General features: G+C 70.0%; 14 protein-coding genes. 3 read left to right on the top strand and 11 right to left on the bottom strand.

Annotated elements, in window-relative coordinates; all coding sequences use genetic code 11:
- From ACN268_RS01720 to hydA, 10 genes are all read right to left on the bottom strand, one after another.
- Positions 1–504, bottom strand: coding sequence for a BMC domain-containing protein (locus tag ACN268_RS01720; protein ID WP_421481385.1), 504 nt, complete (start codon positions 502–504; stop codon positions 1–3).
- Position 505: 1 nt separating this feature from the next.
- Positions 506–793, bottom strand: a complete 288-nt coding sequence (locus tag ACN268_RS01715) for a EutN/CcmL family microcompartment protein (RefSeq protein WP_145919059.1) — start codon at positions 791–793, stop codon at positions 506–508.
- A 19-nt stretch (positions 794–812) separates the two neighbouring features.
- Positions 813–1,445, bottom strand: a complete 633-nt coding sequence (locus tag ACN268_RS01710; protein WP_302742527.1) for a hypothetical protein — start codon at positions 1,443–1,445, stop codon at positions 813–815.
- 1 nt (position 1,446) lies between these two features.
- Complete coding sequence (locus tag ACN268_RS01705) at positions 1,447–2,607, bottom strand: class I SAM-dependent methyltransferase (RefSeq protein WP_302742525.1); 1,161 nt, start codon at positions 2,605–2,607, stop codon at positions 1,447–1,449.
- Positions 2,604–3,389, bottom strand: a complete 786-nt coding sequence (locus ACN268_RS01700) for a hypothetical protein (protein ID WP_302742524.1) — start codon at positions 3,387–3,389, stop codon at positions 2,604–2,606. The genes ACN268_RS01705 and ACN268_RS01700 overlap by 4 nt, the downstream gene beginning before the upstream one ends.
- A 36-nt stretch (positions 3,390–3,425) precedes the next feature.
- The gene (eutM, locus tag ACN268_RS01695) at positions 3,426–3,725 is read right to left on the bottom strand and encodes an ethanolamine utilization microcompartment protein EutM (RefSeq protein ID WP_117230296.1); all 300 of its coding nucleotides are present in this window, start codon (positions 3,723–3,725) and stop codon (positions 3,426–3,428) included.
- Between the two features lie 91 nt (positions 3,726–3,816).
- Positions 3,817–5,847 (bottom strand): hydantoinase B/oxoprolinase family protein, encoded by a 2,031-nt coding sequence (locus ACN268_RS01690; protein WP_302742522.1) that lies wholly within the window; start codon positions 5,845–5,847, stop codon positions 3,817–3,819.
- The gene (locus ACN268_RS01685) at positions 5,844–7,904 is read right to left on the bottom strand and encodes a hydantoinase/oxoprolinase family protein (protein WP_302742521.1); all 2,061 of its coding nucleotides are present in this window, start codon (positions 7,902–7,904) and stop codon (positions 5,844–5,846) included. Before ACN268_RS01685 ends, ACN268_RS01690 begins: the two co-directional genes overlap by 4 nt.
- 126 nt (positions 7,905–8,030) lie before the next feature.
- Positions 8,031–9,644 (bottom strand): ABC transporter substrate-binding protein, encoded by a 1,614-nt coding sequence (locus ACN268_RS01680; RefSeq protein ID WP_421481384.1) that lies wholly within the window; start codon positions 9,642–9,644, stop codon positions 8,031–8,033.
- A 129-nt stretch (positions 9,645–9,773) separates the two neighbouring features.
- Positions 9,774–11,120: a dihydropyrimidinase gene (hydA, locus tag ACN268_RS01675; protein WP_421481383.1), complete on the bottom strand. Its 1,347-nt coding sequence runs from the start codon at positions 11,118–11,120 to the stop codon at positions 9,774–9,776.
- A gap of 367 nt (positions 11,121–11,487) precedes the next feature.
- Between hydA and ACN268_RS01670 the strand changes: the two genes are divergently transcribed.
- From ACN268_RS01670 to ACN268_RS01660, 3 genes are all read left to right on the top strand, one after another.
- A complete protein-coding gene (locus ACN268_RS01670) occupies positions 11,488–12,291 on the top strand; it encodes a hypothetical protein (protein WP_421481382.1) in 804 nt (267 codons plus the stop codon).
- Entirely contained in the window at positions 12,288–12,746 is a 459-nt protein-coding gene (locus ACN268_RS01665) for a dimethylsulfonioproprionate lyase family protein (protein ID WP_302742517.1), read from the top strand. The genes ACN268_RS01670 and ACN268_RS01665 overlap by 4 nt, the downstream gene beginning before the upstream one ends.
- Before the next feature lie 132 nt (positions 12,747–12,878).
- Positions 12,879–14,369 carry a CoA-acylating methylmalonate-semialdehyde dehydrogenase gene (locus tag ACN268_RS01660; protein WP_421481381.1) on the top strand — a complete coding sequence of 497 codons (1,491 nt, stop codon included), beginning with the start codon at positions 12,879–12,881 and terminating at the stop codon, positions 14,367–14,369.
- Between the two features lie 252 nt (positions 14,370–14,621).
- Here ACN268_RS01660 and ACN268_RS01655 read toward each other — a convergent pair whose 3' ends face one another.
- Positions 14,622–15,470, bottom strand: coding sequence for a helix-turn-helix transcriptional regulator (locus ACN268_RS01655; RefSeq protein ID WP_421481380.1), 849 nt, complete (start codon positions 15,468–15,470; stop codon positions 14,622–14,624).
- Between the last annotated feature and the right edge of the window lie 24 nt (positions 15,471–15,494).

Genomic DNA, 15,494 nt, shown 5'->3' with positions numbered 1-15,494 from the left:
TCACGTCCCTCCTGGCTGGTCGGTCGGTGCGCCGGGTGACGGTCCGGGCCCGCCGGTCGACGGTGGCGCTGGCCGCTTGCGGGTGGCCCGCCGCTTCGGGACCGTGCTGCTCCCACCGGGATCGCCGGTGCCCACCGGGCCGGTCGGCTCGGGTGCAGCGGGTTCAGCCGGCGGGTCCGGCAGCTCGGCCGCGCTGGTGGCTGACGGTCGGTGCTCACCCGGGGCGGTGTGCCGGAAGAGATCCGTCGGTACGGCGGGTCGGCCGATGACGGTCGAGGTGAGCGACCCGCCGGTTGCCGTGACGGCCTGCCGGGCGCTCTCGGCCGCCGCCGTCACCGAGGCGATGTCACCGATGAACGACACCGTGACAAGACCGCCACCGATTCGACGCACGCCGATCACTGTCACTTCGGCAGCCTTCGTCATCGCGTCGACGGCGACGATCGCGACGGCCAGTCCCTGCGTCTCGACGACGCCGAGGGCACCCGCATCCCAGAGGTCCACGTCAGTCCTTTACGTAGTTGACCCATGTGTCGGTCTCCAGCCGGTCGACGATCGCGACGATGGTGGAGTCCACGGGCGCCTGGGTGGGTTGCCGATCGGCCAGCCGAGCGGCTCCACCGGTGGCGATGAGGACGACCTCTCCCCGACCGGCACCGACCGTGTCGACCGCGACGAACGGCTCCGCAGCGGGCGTCTCCCCCAGGGGCACGACGACGAGCAGCTTGGCTCCGGTCAGCGCGTCGGCCTTGACGGTGCTGACGACCGATCCGATCACCCGGGCGATGCGCACTCCGGATCACCTCGTTTCACTAGCGTCGTTTGGACCAGGGCTTGGTGTCGAAGGCCTGCCGGACGGCGTCCCGCGCCGAGTCGACCTCCGAGTGCAGGCCCGAGACCCACAGCCGGCCGAACTGACCGACCCCCCGGACATCCACGATCTTGATGTCCGCCGATTTCTCCACCTCGTTGCCGACGGCCGAGATGTAGGCCGCCGGCTCGCACTCGACGACGAGCATCGACTCACCGGCCACCAGCAGCGAACCCTTGCGGGAACGGTTCACCAGCTGCGCCTGGTAGGCGTCGATGTTGGAGATCATCTTGGCCGACACCAGTTCCGCCGGTCGCGCGTCCGCCTCGGTCATCGTGAGCAGGTCGAGGATGGTCCGGCCGGCCTGGTGGACCGCGTCCTGCGACACCGAGTGCAGTTCCGTCATCCCGTACTGCCGCTCGACGACCTGGGAACCGGGACGGACACCGGCGGCCTTGACGGCGGCGTCCACCAGCGCGTAGACGTCACTGCCCGGGGAGATCTCCAGATAGAGCTGGGACATCCCCTCGACGACGGGGTCCCCCGACATCACGCTACCGAGCAGGGCCGCCATCTGCGGTTGCAGCCGGTCCACGAACGCGTACGTCCGCAGTTCAACATTGCTGTGCGGCATGTCAGCGCCTGCCCACCAGCAGCGCCAGGGTGCCACTGCGTTGCCGCTCGCCGCTCTGCAACACCCGGCCGGTCGGGGCGGTGACCTCCTCGACGCACTCGCGCTTGCAGGACAGCTCCGAGCAGTCGCCGGTGAATCCCGCGTCCCGGGCGGCCTGGACGAGATCCATGTCCCGCATCGGGCCCCAGAAGGGCTCGTTGTTGTTCCAGGTGTCCCAGTCGATGAGGAACTGCACCAGCGGGTCCAGCCCCGCGTAGCCCGGGAAGTCGGCATGGATCATGATGCCGCCGGGGGCCAGCAGCCGGTGACACTCCTTCAGGACCGCGCGGACCGCGTCCGGTGGCATCTCGTGCAGCAGGATGTGTGAGACGACCAGGTCGAAGTGGCCCGAGGGGAACGTCGTCGCCTCGGCGTTCTGCTGCGAGAAGTGCACCTTCCTGCCGAGGGACTCCGCACGACCGTGGGCGTACCGGAGCAGGGCCGCGCCGACGTCGATGCCGTGCACCTCGGCGTCCGGGTAGGCCTCGACGTACGGCAGTGTCGAGTTGCCCACCCCGCATCCGACCTCCAGGATGCGGCGGGGACGGAAGTCCCGGTGCTCCTTCTTGAGGTAGTTGTTGACCACGGATTGGCCGTAGTCGTCGTTGAGCGCACCCATCTGGCCCATGGCGTACACGTAGACGCCCCGGTCGTAGAGGGCCCCGACGGTGAGGTCGTCCGGCGCGTACTCGCCCCGGTAGCCACCGGGCATGGCGTGGATGTCGATGCCCCAGAAGTACCAGGGCAGCGTGAAGGCGGGGTCGAGTTCGAGCGAGCCGAGCTTGCGCCCTGCGGCATCCGCCCGCGTCTTCAGGTCGTCGAGCTGGCGGGCGATGCTGTCCGACACCACGTTCCAGAGCAGATCCTGGCTCGCCCGGCGGACGGAGCTCCAGAGCTGGTAGTACGGCTCCGGTTCCATCGCCCGGCGCACCGTCTCCCGGTCCCGGGGCGCAACTCCCATCTCGCGCTGGTACCGGGGTGCCACGCGGTGCACGTACAGCTCCCGCACCCCGGGCGTCACGTCGGTGGAGATGTGCGACTTCAACGCCCGGACGAAGTTCTCCCGGGCGAGTTCGTCGTGGTTCTCCTGCGGCAACAGGCCGTGCCGCTGCTGTTGCTTCACTGTTCCTCCCCCACCTGCGTGAAGGCCCGTCGGATGACCTCCCGGTACGACTCCGGGGTCTCCTCCCGCACGATCTCCTCACGCCATTCGTAGAAGACCCGCAGCACGCGGGCGACGAAGGCCGCCGCCTCGGTGTCACGGACCTGCGCGTCCTGCGCGGAGACGGTGAAGTCGTCCACCGCGCCACGGTCCAGCACGCGCCGGTCGGCGAGCAGCTGTTCCAGCGTCATGACCCGCTCCCGGAGCACCCACACCTCGGACGAGAGGGTCACCAGCGTCGAGACGACGGCCTCCATGCCCGGCTCCGCGAAGAACTGGGGGCGTGCCCCCTTGGCCTTCTTGGGCAGCCGCTGCCCGGGCAGCGGCTGCGCCTGCTCCGGGCTGCCCACCCCGGGCCCACCGAACGCGCCGAGCGCCCGCAGGGTCTCGTTGGCGACCGTCGACGCGTCCGCATCCGGATTCGCCGACTGGACGGCGGCGGCGATGGTACGGATGGTCCGCTCCGCCTCCTGCGCACCCTCGCAGCCGCACGAGCAGCCGTCGGCGTCGTCGCATCCGCCCGTCGTCGCGCCCGGGTCGGCCACCGCCCTGTCGTCGTCGCGGGCCGATTCGGTCGGCGTCGTCGGCGCGTCCTGCCCGACGCGACGGATGTCGATGCCCAGGCCCCGGGCGATGTCCGCCGCGTGCGGCGAGATCAGGTCACGCGGGCCCAGCAGGATCTCGCGCGGCTCCTGCGATCGGGCGACGTCCTCTATATCGACAGCAGTCCATACCCGACTCATGTGTCAACTCCTTCGGTGAGCACGCGGCGGCCCCGATCAGGCCTTCGTTCCACCCCGGGTCGCCCCGGTCGGCAGGATCGCCTCGACCTCGCCGTGCGGACGCGGGATGACGTGCACGGAGACGACCTCACCGAGCCGGGAGGCGCTGGCCGCCCCGGCGTCCGTGGCGGCCTTCACCGCACCGACGTCACCCCGGACGACCACGGTGACCAGGCCACCGCCGACGTACTCGGTACCCACCAGGACCACGGTGGCAGCCTTGACCATCGCGTCGGCGGCCTCGATCGCCGCGACCAGACCACGGGTTTCGATCATGCCGAGCGCGGACATCTGCAGGTCAGCCATGACAGTTCTCCTTCGAGAGTTCGTCGACGGGCGGGTGCCCGTCGTGTCCCCAGGGCCGTACCGGCCCCGAAGCGGTGGTGGATCACCGCCCGGTCAACTGCCGGGCGATGTGATGCACGAACACCTCCAGCGGCGAGTGCGCCGCCGGCTCCGGCCGGGCGGTCGACCCGGCGGGTCGCCCGCCGCCCGGCCCCGCCTGCGCGGCGGTCGGTCGGACACGGGTGGGCACGGCAGGCGGGCCGGCGGTCGGCTCCTGCGACCGTGGCCCCCGCGACGGATCACGCGGGGCCGCCAGCCCGGTCTCGGTCAGGCAGCTGGCGGCCAGTTCCTCCAGCGTGCCGCCCCGGTTGAAGCGGGGCAGTTCCCCCCGACCGGCCGCCAACCGTGCCCGCAGCGCGCGGGTGCCGTCGAGGTCGACGGCGCCGCCGGTGAGGACCACCCCGTACCGTCGGGCGCCCTCGGCGGTGACCAGGCCCCGCTCGACGTCGTGTCGAACCAGTTCGGGGTCCCGTTCGAGCGGATCTCCCCAGCCGCCACCACCCCAGGTCACGAAGTGCAGGAGGTCACCGGGGCGCACGGCGAGCCGATCGCACTTGGCCGGCACGACCTGCCGCGAGTCGTCAGGCCGCTCCAGGATCTTGGTCCCCCGTCCGCCCGGTTCACCGCCGAGCACCCCCCAGGGCTTGGTGAACCAACGGTCGTCGTGGATCGACACCTCGCCCGGTTCGAGGAACCGGTAGCCGACCCGGATGCCGTTGCCGCCCCGGTGCAGGCCCGCACCCCCGGAGTCCGGAACCGACTCGTAGGCTTCGATCCGCAGCGGGTAGTACGCCTCCAGGTACTCGTTCGGCACGTTGGTGAACGAGGGCCACATCGAGTGTCCGTCGAAGCCGTCGCCCACGGGCCGGGCGGGAACGCCCCCGAAGCCGATCTGGTAGAGCTGGAACCAGGTGCCGGAGCGGTCCAGCCCGGAGTACATCAGGTGCGGGCTGGAGGAGAAGCCGGCGGCGGCGAGGAACTCCGGCTGACACTGCCCGAGCAGTCCGGCCAGGACGTCGAAGAGCCGGCCCAGCGCGTGGGTACGGCACGAGATGGCCGCCGGCCGCCGGGGCTTGAGCAGGCTCCCCTCCGGGATCCGGACGTCGACCAGGGGATAGAACCCGTCGTTGAACAGGATCATCGGGTCGACTGCCATGATCGTGTAGACCCCGAAGAACATCCGCAGGACGTTCTCGTTGAGCAGGAAGTTGATCGATCCCTCGGCCTGCTCGCTGGTCCCGGTGAAGTCGAGCACCACCCGGTCGCCGTCACGCCACAGGGTGCAGCGGATCCGGAACGGCCCCTGACCGCGCCCGTCGTCGTCGACGAAGTCCTCGAAGGTGACCGGCTGCTCCGGGACGACCTGGCGGAAGAGCTTCGCCATCGCCTGCCGGTTGCGCTCCAGCAGCAGGTCGAGCGTCGACAGGTAGGTGTCCGCGCCGAACCTGTCGCACAGCTCGCGGACCCGGGTCTCGGCGGTCCGGCAGGAGGCCAGCACCGCGTTCAGGTCCGCCCGGTTCCAGCTGGGCAGGCGTACCTGGTTCAGGATCGTGTCGAGGAGTTGCTGGTCGAGCGTGCCGCCCCGCAGCAGCTTCACCGGCGGGACGATCACCCCCTCCTCGTGGATCGACACCGCGTCGGTGGGGAGGCTGCCGGGCACCTTGCCCCCGACGTCGCTCATGTGGCCGAACATCGCCGCCCAGCCGACCAGCGACCCCTCGAAGTAGATCGGCAGCAGCACCAGCCAGTCGTTGGCGTGGCTGATGGCGCCCTCGCAGGCGTAGGGGTCGGAGGTGAAGAAGACGTCGCCCTCCTCGACGGTGCCGTCGTATCCGGACAGGAAGCCGTCGATGAACGAGCCGAACTGACCGGCGACCATCCGACCGTGCCGGTCGGCGATCAGCGGGAAGGCGTCGTGCTGCTCCCGGATGCCGGGCGACATCGCGGTCCGCAGGACCACGGCGTCCATCTCGAACCGGGCGTTGCGCAGCGCATTCTCGACGATGTCGAGCACCGCGGTCTCGACCCCGACCGGACCCTGCGGACGTGGGGTCTCGACGATGACCGCGCTCATCGCGCCACTCCCTCCTCGGCGGGCAGGATGAGCAGGTTGCCCAGCCTGTCGACACGCGCGACGCAGCCCGGCAGGACCAGGCTGGTCGAATCCATCTCGACGACGATCGCCGGCCCGGGCAGTTCGTTGCCGGCCCGCAACGCCGTCCGGTCGTAGAGCGACGCCTCCTGCCAACCACCGTCGACGTACACCTGCTGCCGGCCGATCACCGCCCGGGACGCGTCACGGTCGCCCTGCTCGATCTCGACGGGCTTGATCCGTTCGGCGTCCGAGACCCCCACCGCCCGGATGTTGACGATCTCGTGCTGCTCGTCGAGGGCGAAGCCGAACAGCCGCCGGTGCGCCTCGTCGAAGCCGTGGCGCAGCTTGGGAAGCAGCGCCTCCCGTCGGGACGAGCCGACGTCGACGGAGACCTCGAAGCCCTGACCGTGGTACCGGACGTCCGCCTCGTACCGGATGGTGCGGGCCTGCGCGGGCACCTCGGCCCGGTCGAACTCCGCGCCGATCCGGTCCGCCAGCTCGGCGAACTCGCGCCCGAGGTGCTCCTCGTCAAGGTCGTCGAGCGGGCGTACCAGAGACTTGTTCGCCTCTGCCCGGACCCCGGTCGAGGCGTCTCCGTAGGCGCAGAGCACCCCCGGCGACTGGGGGATCACCACCGGCCAGGATCCGAGGAGCTTCGCCAGGGCGTTGACGTGCAGTGGGCCGGCACCGCCGAAGCCGAACAACGCGAAGCGCCGCGGATCGTAACCGCGCTGCACCGAGACCAGCCTCAGCGCACCGAGCATGTTCTCGTTGACGATGTCGACGATCGCGGCGGCGGCGGCCTCCACGGACACCCCGAGCCGGGACGCGACGGAGCCTACCGCTGCGCGGGCCTTGTCGACGTCGAGCGGCATCGCACCGCCCAGCAACGCGTGCGGGAGGTAGCCGAGCACCACGTTCGCGTCGGTGACCGTGGGCAGCACGCCGCCCCGACCGTAGGTCGCCGGGCCGGGCAGGGCACCGGCGCTGGCCGGTCCGACCCGCAGCGCGCCGGTCAGCTCGGGCACGTGCGCGATCGAACCGCCACCGGCGCCGACCGTCTGCACGTCGATGGACGGGGCCCGGACGGCCAGGTCGGCCACCGTCGTCTCGCGTCGGATGACCGGGGTGCCGTTCTCGATCAGGGCGACGTCGGTGGAGGTGCCGCCCATGTCCAGGGTGAGCAGGTCCGGGTGGCCGGCCGCCGGCCCGAGGGCCACCGCCGCCGCCACCCCACCGGCGGGACCGCTCATCAGCAGGCTGACCGGGATGTCCTCGGCCCGTTCGAAGGTCATCAGACCGCCGTCGGAGCGGAGCACCCGGCGCTCACCGACCAGCCCCTCGGCGGTCAGTTTGACGCTCAGGTTGCGCAGGTAGGAGCCGACACCGGGGCGGACGTAGGCGTTGGCCACGGTGGTCAGCGTCCGCTCGTACTCGCCCAGCTCGGGCAGGACCCCGGCGGAGGTGGAGACCGGCAGGCCGGGTGCCTCGGCCAGGGCGATCTCGGCCGCCCGCAGTTCGTGGGCGGGGTTGGCGTAGGAGTTGACGAAGCCGATGGCGAGGGCGTCCACCCCCCGCTCGACGAGGTGGCGGACCGCATCGCGCACGGCCGCTTCGTCCAACGGTTCGATCTCCTCACCCCGGGCGTCCAGGCGGCCCCCGACCTCGCGGACGTCCTCCAGCGCGACCAGTTCGGCCGGCCGGTCCCAGACGATCCAGCCGCCGAGTCCGCCCGGCACGAAGGATCTCGCGATGTGCAGGACCTGTCGGTAGCCGACGGTCACCACCAGGCCCACCCGGGCCCCACGCCGTTCCAGCACCGCGTTGGTGGCGACTGTCGTTCCGTGCAGGAACTGGCGGACGTCCGCCGCACGGGCCGCGGCGTCCGCGAGCACCCGGGTCACGCCTTCGAGCACCCCGACGGACTGGTCCTGGGGCGTCGAGGGCACCTTCGTCCGGCGGGTCCTCCCGGTCGCCTCTTCGATCAGAAGAACGTCCGTGAACGTGCCACCGACATCAACGCCTAGTCGGTACATCAGTGAACATCCTGCTTTCTCGAGTGCCGGTTTCGTCGGATATTCCAGCTTCTCGGTGGGCGTCCGGCTGGTCGCCCGGATGGGCGGGTGTCCCCGTCACCGCGGTGGCGGGGACACCCGCCCGGGCTAGCCGATGGAGATGTCGTAGTAGTTGACGTGACCCTGGGAGTAGCTCACGAACCCGGTCACGCTCTTCTTGAACACGTAGTACTTCTGGGCGTCGACCAGTGGGACGGCCGGCATGTCGCCCACCATGAAGTCGTTGACCTGCTTGACCAACGCCTCCCGCTCGGCTCCCGGCTGGGTTTCGAGGATCTTGCGGGAGAGACCGTCGAGCGTCGGTGAGCTGTAGTTCTGCAGGTTGGTCAGACCACCGGTGGAGTAGAAGACCTGCAGGTAGTAGGCGGGGTCGGGGATCAGCGGCGTGCTGGTGGCCAGCCAGGTCTGCAGCTTGCCCTCGCGTTTGGCGGTGTCGAAGTCCGCACCGGACGCCACGTTGTTCAGCTTCACGTCGATGCCGACCCTGGCCAGTTGCGACCGCAGCAGCACGGCCACCTGCTCGCTGTGCGCGCCGACGTTGGCCGCGTTGTAGGCCAGTTCCATCGGGAACCCGTTGGGCAGGCCGGCCTCGGCCAACAGCTGCTTGGCCCGGTCGACGTCGGTGGTCAGGGGCTGACCCGCCGCCGGCGCGCCGAAGTCGTCGTGCATGAAGTCGGTCGAGGCCGCCGAGAAGCCCTGGTACGCGGAGTCGACGATCGCCTTGCGGTCGATGGCGTACGACAGGGCCTGGCGGACCCGCTTGTCGTCGAAGGGCTTGGCCTTGAGGTTCGGCACCAGCACGTCGATGTTCGGGTAGAGCACCCGTTCGAGTCGTACGTCGCCGTTGCTCTTCAACGACGAGAGCTGGTCGAAGGTCATCGCCGTGGCGACGTCGACCTGGCCGCTCTGGGCCAACTGGAGCCGGTTCGACGTGTCGGCGACCGCCCGCACCACCACGTCCTTGACCTTGGGCACACCCCGGAAGTAGTTCTGGTTGGCGGTGAGCCGGACCTCCTTGCCCGGGTCGAAGGACCGCACCTGGTAGGCGCCGAAGGTGGCGGTGTTCTCCCCCAGCCATTTGTAGGCGAACGGGTCGTCGGCGGTGGCGTGCTTCTTGGCCTCCACCGAGTCGTAGATCGTCATGAAGAACGTGCTCAGGATCGTGACGCTCACCGCGTTCGGCTTGGCCACGTTGATCGTGAACGTCTTGTCGTCGGTGACGGTGATCGGGTTGGCGATGTCCCAGCCACCGACCCCCATCAGGATCTTGGCGATCGGCACACCGGTGCTCTTGACCATGCGGTCGACCGACCACTTCACGTCCTCGGCGGTCAGGGTGTTGCCGAACTGGCTCTTGGCCTCACGGAGCGTGAAGGACATCTGCTTGCCGTCCTCGCTCAGCTTCCAGGACTCGGCGAGCTCGGGTTCTATCTGGTCAGGTGTCTGGAGTGTCGTCGCGCCGGCCTCGGGCTTCTTGAAGCGCACGAGCGTTCCGGCGGTGTTCGGTAGCAGGTCGATCGAAATGAATCCCTGGTAGCGCTCGGAGTCGAGACTCGACAGGACCCCGGGTGCGGCGATGGTCAGGGTCCGGCCGTTGCCGGCGTCAGACCTCTGCGCGTCGTTGCCGCCGCAGGCCGCGGAGGCAAGGCTCGCCACGGCGAGCACTGCCACGGCCCGCACCCGCACGGAACACGTCCCCATGCCGATACCTCCAATTGTGTGCAAGCTTGCTTTGTCCACCGCAACGAACCTGGTAAAGCGGATAACACGAGGGATGCTTGTATACAACTTGGTGTGTGTCAAGACTCTTCCCAGGTAGATCCCACCGACCTACGCCGCACGACGGGACACGAACCGACCGGCGTCCTGACGACCGACGAACCGGCCGCGACGGGCGACGAGTTCACCCCGGAGGTAGACCGCGTCGATCCGTCCGGGCACGTGCCACCGCTCGAACGGCGTGTAGTCGCAGTCCTGCGTCATCGTCTGCGCGAGCACCACCGAGGCCGCCTGCGGATCGATCACGACGAGGTCGGCGTCCGCACCCGGCCGGATCACGCCCTTGGTCGGGTACAGACCGAACCGGCGGGCCGGACCGGTCGACACCACGTCGACGAACCGCTCCAGGCTCAGCCGGCCGGACCGCACCCCGTGCCCGTACAGCAGCGGCACGCGGTGCTCGATCCCGGGCGCACCGTTGGGGATCCGCCTGAAGTCGTGCACACCCAGGGTCTTCTGTCCGGCCATGCAGAACGGGCAGTGATCCGAGCTGACCACCGCGAGGGTGCCCTCCCGCAGCCCGCGCCAGAGTTCCTCACGGTGTTCGCGACCGCGCAGCGGCGGACTGACCACGTACTTCGCCGCCTCGAAGCCGGGCCCGTGGTACAGACCCTCGTCGAGCAGCAGGTAGTGCGTACAGGTCTCACCCGAGATCGGGCGCCCCGCCGACTGGGCCTCGGCGACGGCGGTGACCGCACCTGCGGTGGACAGGTGCACGAAATACAGCGGGGCGTCCGCCATGTTCGCGAGCATGATGGCACGCCGAACCGCCTCCACCTCGGTCTCGGGCGGCCGGGACAGCAGGTGACCCAACGGTCCGGTCTTTCCCGCCCGGATGAGCCGCTCGGCCAGGACATCGATGACGTGACCGTTCTCGGCGTGCACGCAGAGCGTCGCGCCCAGCCGGCTCGCCTCGGTGAGGACCGTGAAGAGCTGCCCGTCGTCGAGCATGGCCAGGCCCTTGTACGCCATGAACACCTTGAAGCTGGTCACGCCGTCGGCGACCACCAGCGCCATGTCGGCCGCGAGATCCGGGTACGGCGACGTCACCGCCAGGTGGAAGCTGAAGTCGACGGCGGAGCGTCCGCCGGCGCGGCCCGCCCACCGGGCCAGCACCTCGGGCAGACGCTCCCCCGGCCGCTGGAACGCGTAGTCGACGTAGGTCGTGGTGCCACCCACCGCGGCGGCCCGACTCGCCGAGGCGTGGTCGTCCGAGGTGACGGCACCCATGAACGGCGTATCCATATGTGTATGCACATCGACGCCGCCGGGAATGATGATCTTCCTCCGCGCATCGAACGTCTCGACGTCCACCGATGGCGGAATCCCGCCGACCCTCTCGATGCGCCCCGACTCAATGAGCACGTCAGTGATGCGAGCGCCGTCCTCGACGACCACCGTCGCACCAACAAGACCGAACCTTCGCGGCATCTCTCCCCGATCTGAGTAGATGAGGAAACGCAGCTAGCAGGGCAACTCGGATGCTGGATCGTATACAAACCGTCAAGCCAGGCACAAGGAGAACATCCGCAGCGCGCAGGACCGGCGCCACCGTCCAGCCCGCCCGGCGGAACTGGTCCGACTGCGACGGCCACTGCGACGCGAGCCAGCGGCAACGCTTGCCATCGAAACCACAGTTGCATACAACAAGACACCTGTGGTTGCTCAGCACGATCACCGACCCGGCACAAAACCGCATCTACCTCATGATATGCCAGGCAAGCCTGGACGCGGTCAACAGAATTACATACAATCCGACCCCAACGTGAAGGAGGCTACCGTGGCGCACACCGGCAAGCGTCGAGTCATCATCGAAGGGGTGCCCCAACGGGTGTGGCGGGAGGACGGACTGCCCTTCGGCCTCCTCACCCGGCACATCAACGGCGACCCGCAGACCGGCGCGCAGACCCTCGTCGTCGACGTGCCGCCCGGCTGGAGCATGCCGGAGCACTGGAACGCCGCCGACCTCGAACTCCTGGTCCGTGCCGGCGACCTGACCGTCGCCGGCCGGCAGTGCGGGCGCGGGCGCTACCTGTTCCTGCCGTCCGGCACCGGCCTCGGTCCGATCTCGTCGGTGGGCGGCGCGAGCCTGATCTTCTGGAGCGACTCCCGGTTCGAGGTCCGCACGGGCGAGCCGCCCGCACCGACGAAACCGCTGAGCGAGATCGTCGACGTGTTCGACCCGGCGAACTGGTCGCCGGTGCAGGAGGCGTTCGCGGGCGTCACCGACACCAGCAGCCACGGCGACCTGGAGGTGCCCACCCAGTGCATCCGGCTGCGCAAGGTCGAGGACACCGGCAAGGACACCATCCTGTTCGTCCTGCCGCGCCGGTTCGCCAAGACCGCGCTGGAGTTCCACCACAGCACCGAGGAGATCTTCTTCCTCGACGGCTGGTGCGCCACCGACCCGGAGCACGTCTACCACGCCGGCGAGTACCTCTGCTGGGAGCCGGGAGTCATCCACGGCGTGGTCTCCGGCTGGGAGGCCATCTGCCTGTCCAAGCACCACGGCCCGCTCACCAGTCCCCAGATCCCGTTGGGTGCGACAAGCGTGGACGCCGAGCGGTGACGGCCCTGCCCGCCGGAGGCCGCCGGACAGCGGCCACCGACGCCGCTGCGGGCGCGCCGCGTCCGGGGTTCGTCATCCACCGCGACGACCTGGAGTACGAGTTGATCTCCAGCCTCAACCACAACGCGGAGGATGAGGGGTCGGTGCACCGCCTCGTCGACCGGCACCGGACAGGCGACCCCCGATGCGAGTTCCTCACCGGTGTCTACCGGATGGAGCCGGGCATGACGCACCCGCTGCACCTGCACGCCGCCTCGGCCGAGTTCTACTACGTCCTGTCCGGTACGGCACTGTTCACGCTCGCCGGCGAGCGGTTCGAGGCGGGGCCGGGCACCGCCATGTACATCCCCGCCGGTGTCAGCCACGCGATCAGGACCGGCGGCACGCACGGCATGGAACTGCTGTATTCCTTCAGCACCCCCGACCTACGAGGCATCGGCACCCGGTGGCTCTAGGCAGCACGCACGGCCGGCGGTCCGCCCACGTACACCCCGGTGGCAGCTGACGGTTCACCCGACCACGACACCCACCAGACAGCAGGACGAATCAGGCGACGTTGAGAGCGCCAGGCAACGAAGGAGAGTGCGGTGCGCAGCATCGAGCACTGGATCGGCGGGGCGTCCGTCGCCGGTAGCGAGTACACGACGGTGTACCAACCCGCGACCGGCGAGCCCCAGGCACAGGTCGCCGTCGGCGACCGCTCCGAGGTCGACCGCGCCGTCGCGGCGGCGGTGACGGCCCACCGGTCGTGGGGCGAGATGTCGCTGTCCCGGCGGACCAAGGTGCTGTTCCGGATGCGGGACCTGGTGGAACGGCACGAGAGCGACCTGGCCCGGCTGATCACCGCGGAGCACGGTAAGACGGTCGAGGACGCGCGCGGCGAGGTGATCCGGGGTCGCGAGGTGGTCGAGTACGCCTGCGGCATCCCGGAACTGCTCAAGGGTGCCTACTCCGACCAGGTCTCCACCGGCGTGGACTCGTACTCCCTGCGGGCGCCGCTCGGGGTGTGCGCGGGAATCACACCGTTCAACTTCCCCGTCATGGTGCCGATGTGGATGCACCCGATCTCCATCGCCTGCGGCAACACGTTCGTGCTCAAGCCGAGTGAGCGGGACCCGTCCGCGTCGAACCTCGTCGCCCAGCTGTACGCCGACGCCGGCCTGCCGGACGGGGTGTTCAACGTGGTGCACGGCGGCAAGGCCGCCGTGGACGCGCTGCTCGACCACCCGGACATCGCTGCCGTGTCCTTCGTCGGCTCCACCCCGATCGCACGGTACGTGCACGAACGCGCCGCCTCCTCCGGCAAGCGGGTCCAGGCGCTGGGCGGGGCGAAGAACCACGCCGTGGTGCTGCCCGACGCCGACCTGTCCGACGCCGCACGCCAGATCACCTCGGCGGCGTACGGCTCGGCCGGGCAACGGTGCATGGCGATCTCCGCCGTGGTAGCGGTCGGATCGGCCGGTGACGAGCTGATCGAGCTGCTCGACAAGGAGGTCGCCGCGATCGTGGTGGGTCCCGGCGACCACGACGCCTCCCAGATGGGTCCGCTGGTCACCCGCGAGGCGCGTGAGCGGGTCATCACCGCCGTCGACGAGGCGGAACGGGCCGGGGCGACCCTGGTCGTCGACGGCCGGGGGCTGCGGGTCGACGGCCACGAAGGCGGATACTTCGTCGGACCGTGCCTGCTGGACCGGGTCACCCCCGGGATGTCCGCATATCAACAGGAGGTCTTCGGCCCGGTGCTGGTCGTGCTGCGGGCGGACACCCTGGACGAGGCCATCGAGATCATCAACTCCAACCCGTACGGCAACGGCACCGCGCTGTTCACCGCAAACGGGGCATCGGCCCGCCGGTTCGTCAGGGGCGTCACGGTGGGCATGATCGGTGTGAACGTCCCGCTGCCGGTCCCCATGGCCTACCACTCCTTCGGCGGATGGAAGGCGTCGCTCTTCGGCGACACCCACATCCACGGCCCGGAGGGGGTGGCGTTCAACACCCGGGGCAAGGTCGTCACCAGTCGGTGGCCGGCCCGGGCCGAGACGTCCCCCTCGGACCTCCGCTTCCCCACCGCCACCTGACATCCCTTCCCCTCACACCCACATCGCACAGCGCAATCGACGCCTGACCGGGAGGCCAGAGTCATCCTTCGCGGGTCGCCTGCGACACCAGCGTGCGGTCGGAGGGATCACGGTGGCGCGGTGGCAGGAGTCGGGTGGCGTCGACGGCGGCGAGCGGCTCGTTCGTGCCGGCGCTACGGGCGTGGCCAGCGGGAGCCGGTCGTCGTCGGGCTCGGTCACCGGTGGCAGTGGTGTGGGTAACCGCGGACGCCGTCAGTGGGGCACGCCGGTCGGAAACTCCTCGACGCCCAGCACGCGTAGCAGCTCAAGCCGCTCCCTGGCCCCGGCATCGGCCGGGGTCAGCACCAGCAACTGCTGGCCGAGGTCGGGGGTGACCAGGGTTTCGCAGTCCACCGTGATACGGCCCACGCGCGGGTGCACGAACGTCTTGCGGTCGGCGCGGCGTACCGCCACCTCGTGCTCGGCCCACAGCCGCCGGAAGTCGTCGCTCGCCGCCCGTAACCGTTCGATCAGGCCGGTCACGGTCGGGTCGCCGGCCCGCCGGCCGGCCACCGCACGCAGGTCGGCGACCTGCTGGCGGGCGTGCCGCCGCCATTCCCCGGGGTCGTGGAGGTCACGCACGGCCGGGTCGGTGAAGTAACGGTAGGCGACATAGCGGCGGTCGCCGGTCAGCCCGGTGTGGTCGCCGCTGAGCAGGATCGACATGCGGTTCTGCGCCAGGACCTCGCCGAGGTCGGACAGGACCATGGCGGGGGTGTCGCCCACCAGGTCGAGTAGGCGGACCAGGCCGGCCCGGGCCAGGCGGGCGGTGCCCTCGGCGGGCGGCGGCTGGTGGCCGGCCAGGTGGAACAGGTGGTTCCGTTCGTCGTCGGTCAGACGCAGGGCCCGGGCCAGGGCGCCGAGCAGTTGCGTCGAGGGCTGGCTGCTACGGCCCTGCTCAAGGCGGACGACGTAGTCGACGGACATGCCGGCGAGCATGGCGACCTCCTCGCGGCGCAGGCCGGCGGTGCGGCGACGGGGGCCCTCGGCGATGCCGACCTCGGCGGGGCGGACGGCCTCGCGCCGACGCCGCAGGAAGTCGGCGAGCTGCTCACGCTGCATGCCTCCATGCTGCCCGCCGGGGCT

The organism is Micromonospora sp. WMMD735, from assembly GCF_049178995.1.
In the GTDB taxonomy this organism is placed as follows: Bacteria; Actinomycetota; Actinomycetes; order Mycobacteriales; family Micromonosporaceae; genus Micromonospora; species Micromonospora wenchangensis.
This window is presented reverse-complemented; position numbering and strand designations above follow the sequence as displayed.

What these genes read in the sequence shown, in the direction of transcription:
- ACN268_RS01710 (WP_302742527.1), bottom strand. Translation starts at nt 1,445, where the DNA reads ATGCCGCACAGCAATGTTGAACTGCGGACGTACGCGTTCGTGGACCGG.
- ACN268_RS01700 (WP_302742524.1), bottom strand. Translation starts at nt 3,389, where the DNA reads ATGAGTCGGGTATGGACTGCTGTCGATATAGAGGACGTCGCCCGATCG.
- ACN268_RS01690 (WP_302742522.1), bottom strand. Translation starts at nt 5,847, where the DNA reads ATGAGCGCGGTCATCGTCGAGACCCCACGTCCGCAGGGTCCGGTCGGG.
- ACN268_RS01685 (WP_302742521.1), bottom strand. Translation starts at nt 7,904, where the DNA reads ATGTACCGACTAGGCGTTGATGTCGGTGGCACGTTCACGGACGTTCTT.
- ACN268_RS01680 (WP_421481384.1), bottom strand. Translation starts at nt 9,644, where the DNA reads ATGGGGACGTGTTCCGTGCGGGTGCGGGCCGTGGCAGTGCTCGCCGTG.
- ACN268_RS01655 (WP_421481380.1), bottom strand. Translation starts at nt 15,470, where the DNA reads ATGCAGCGTGAGCAGCTCGCCGACTTCCTGCGGCGTCGGCGCGAGGCC.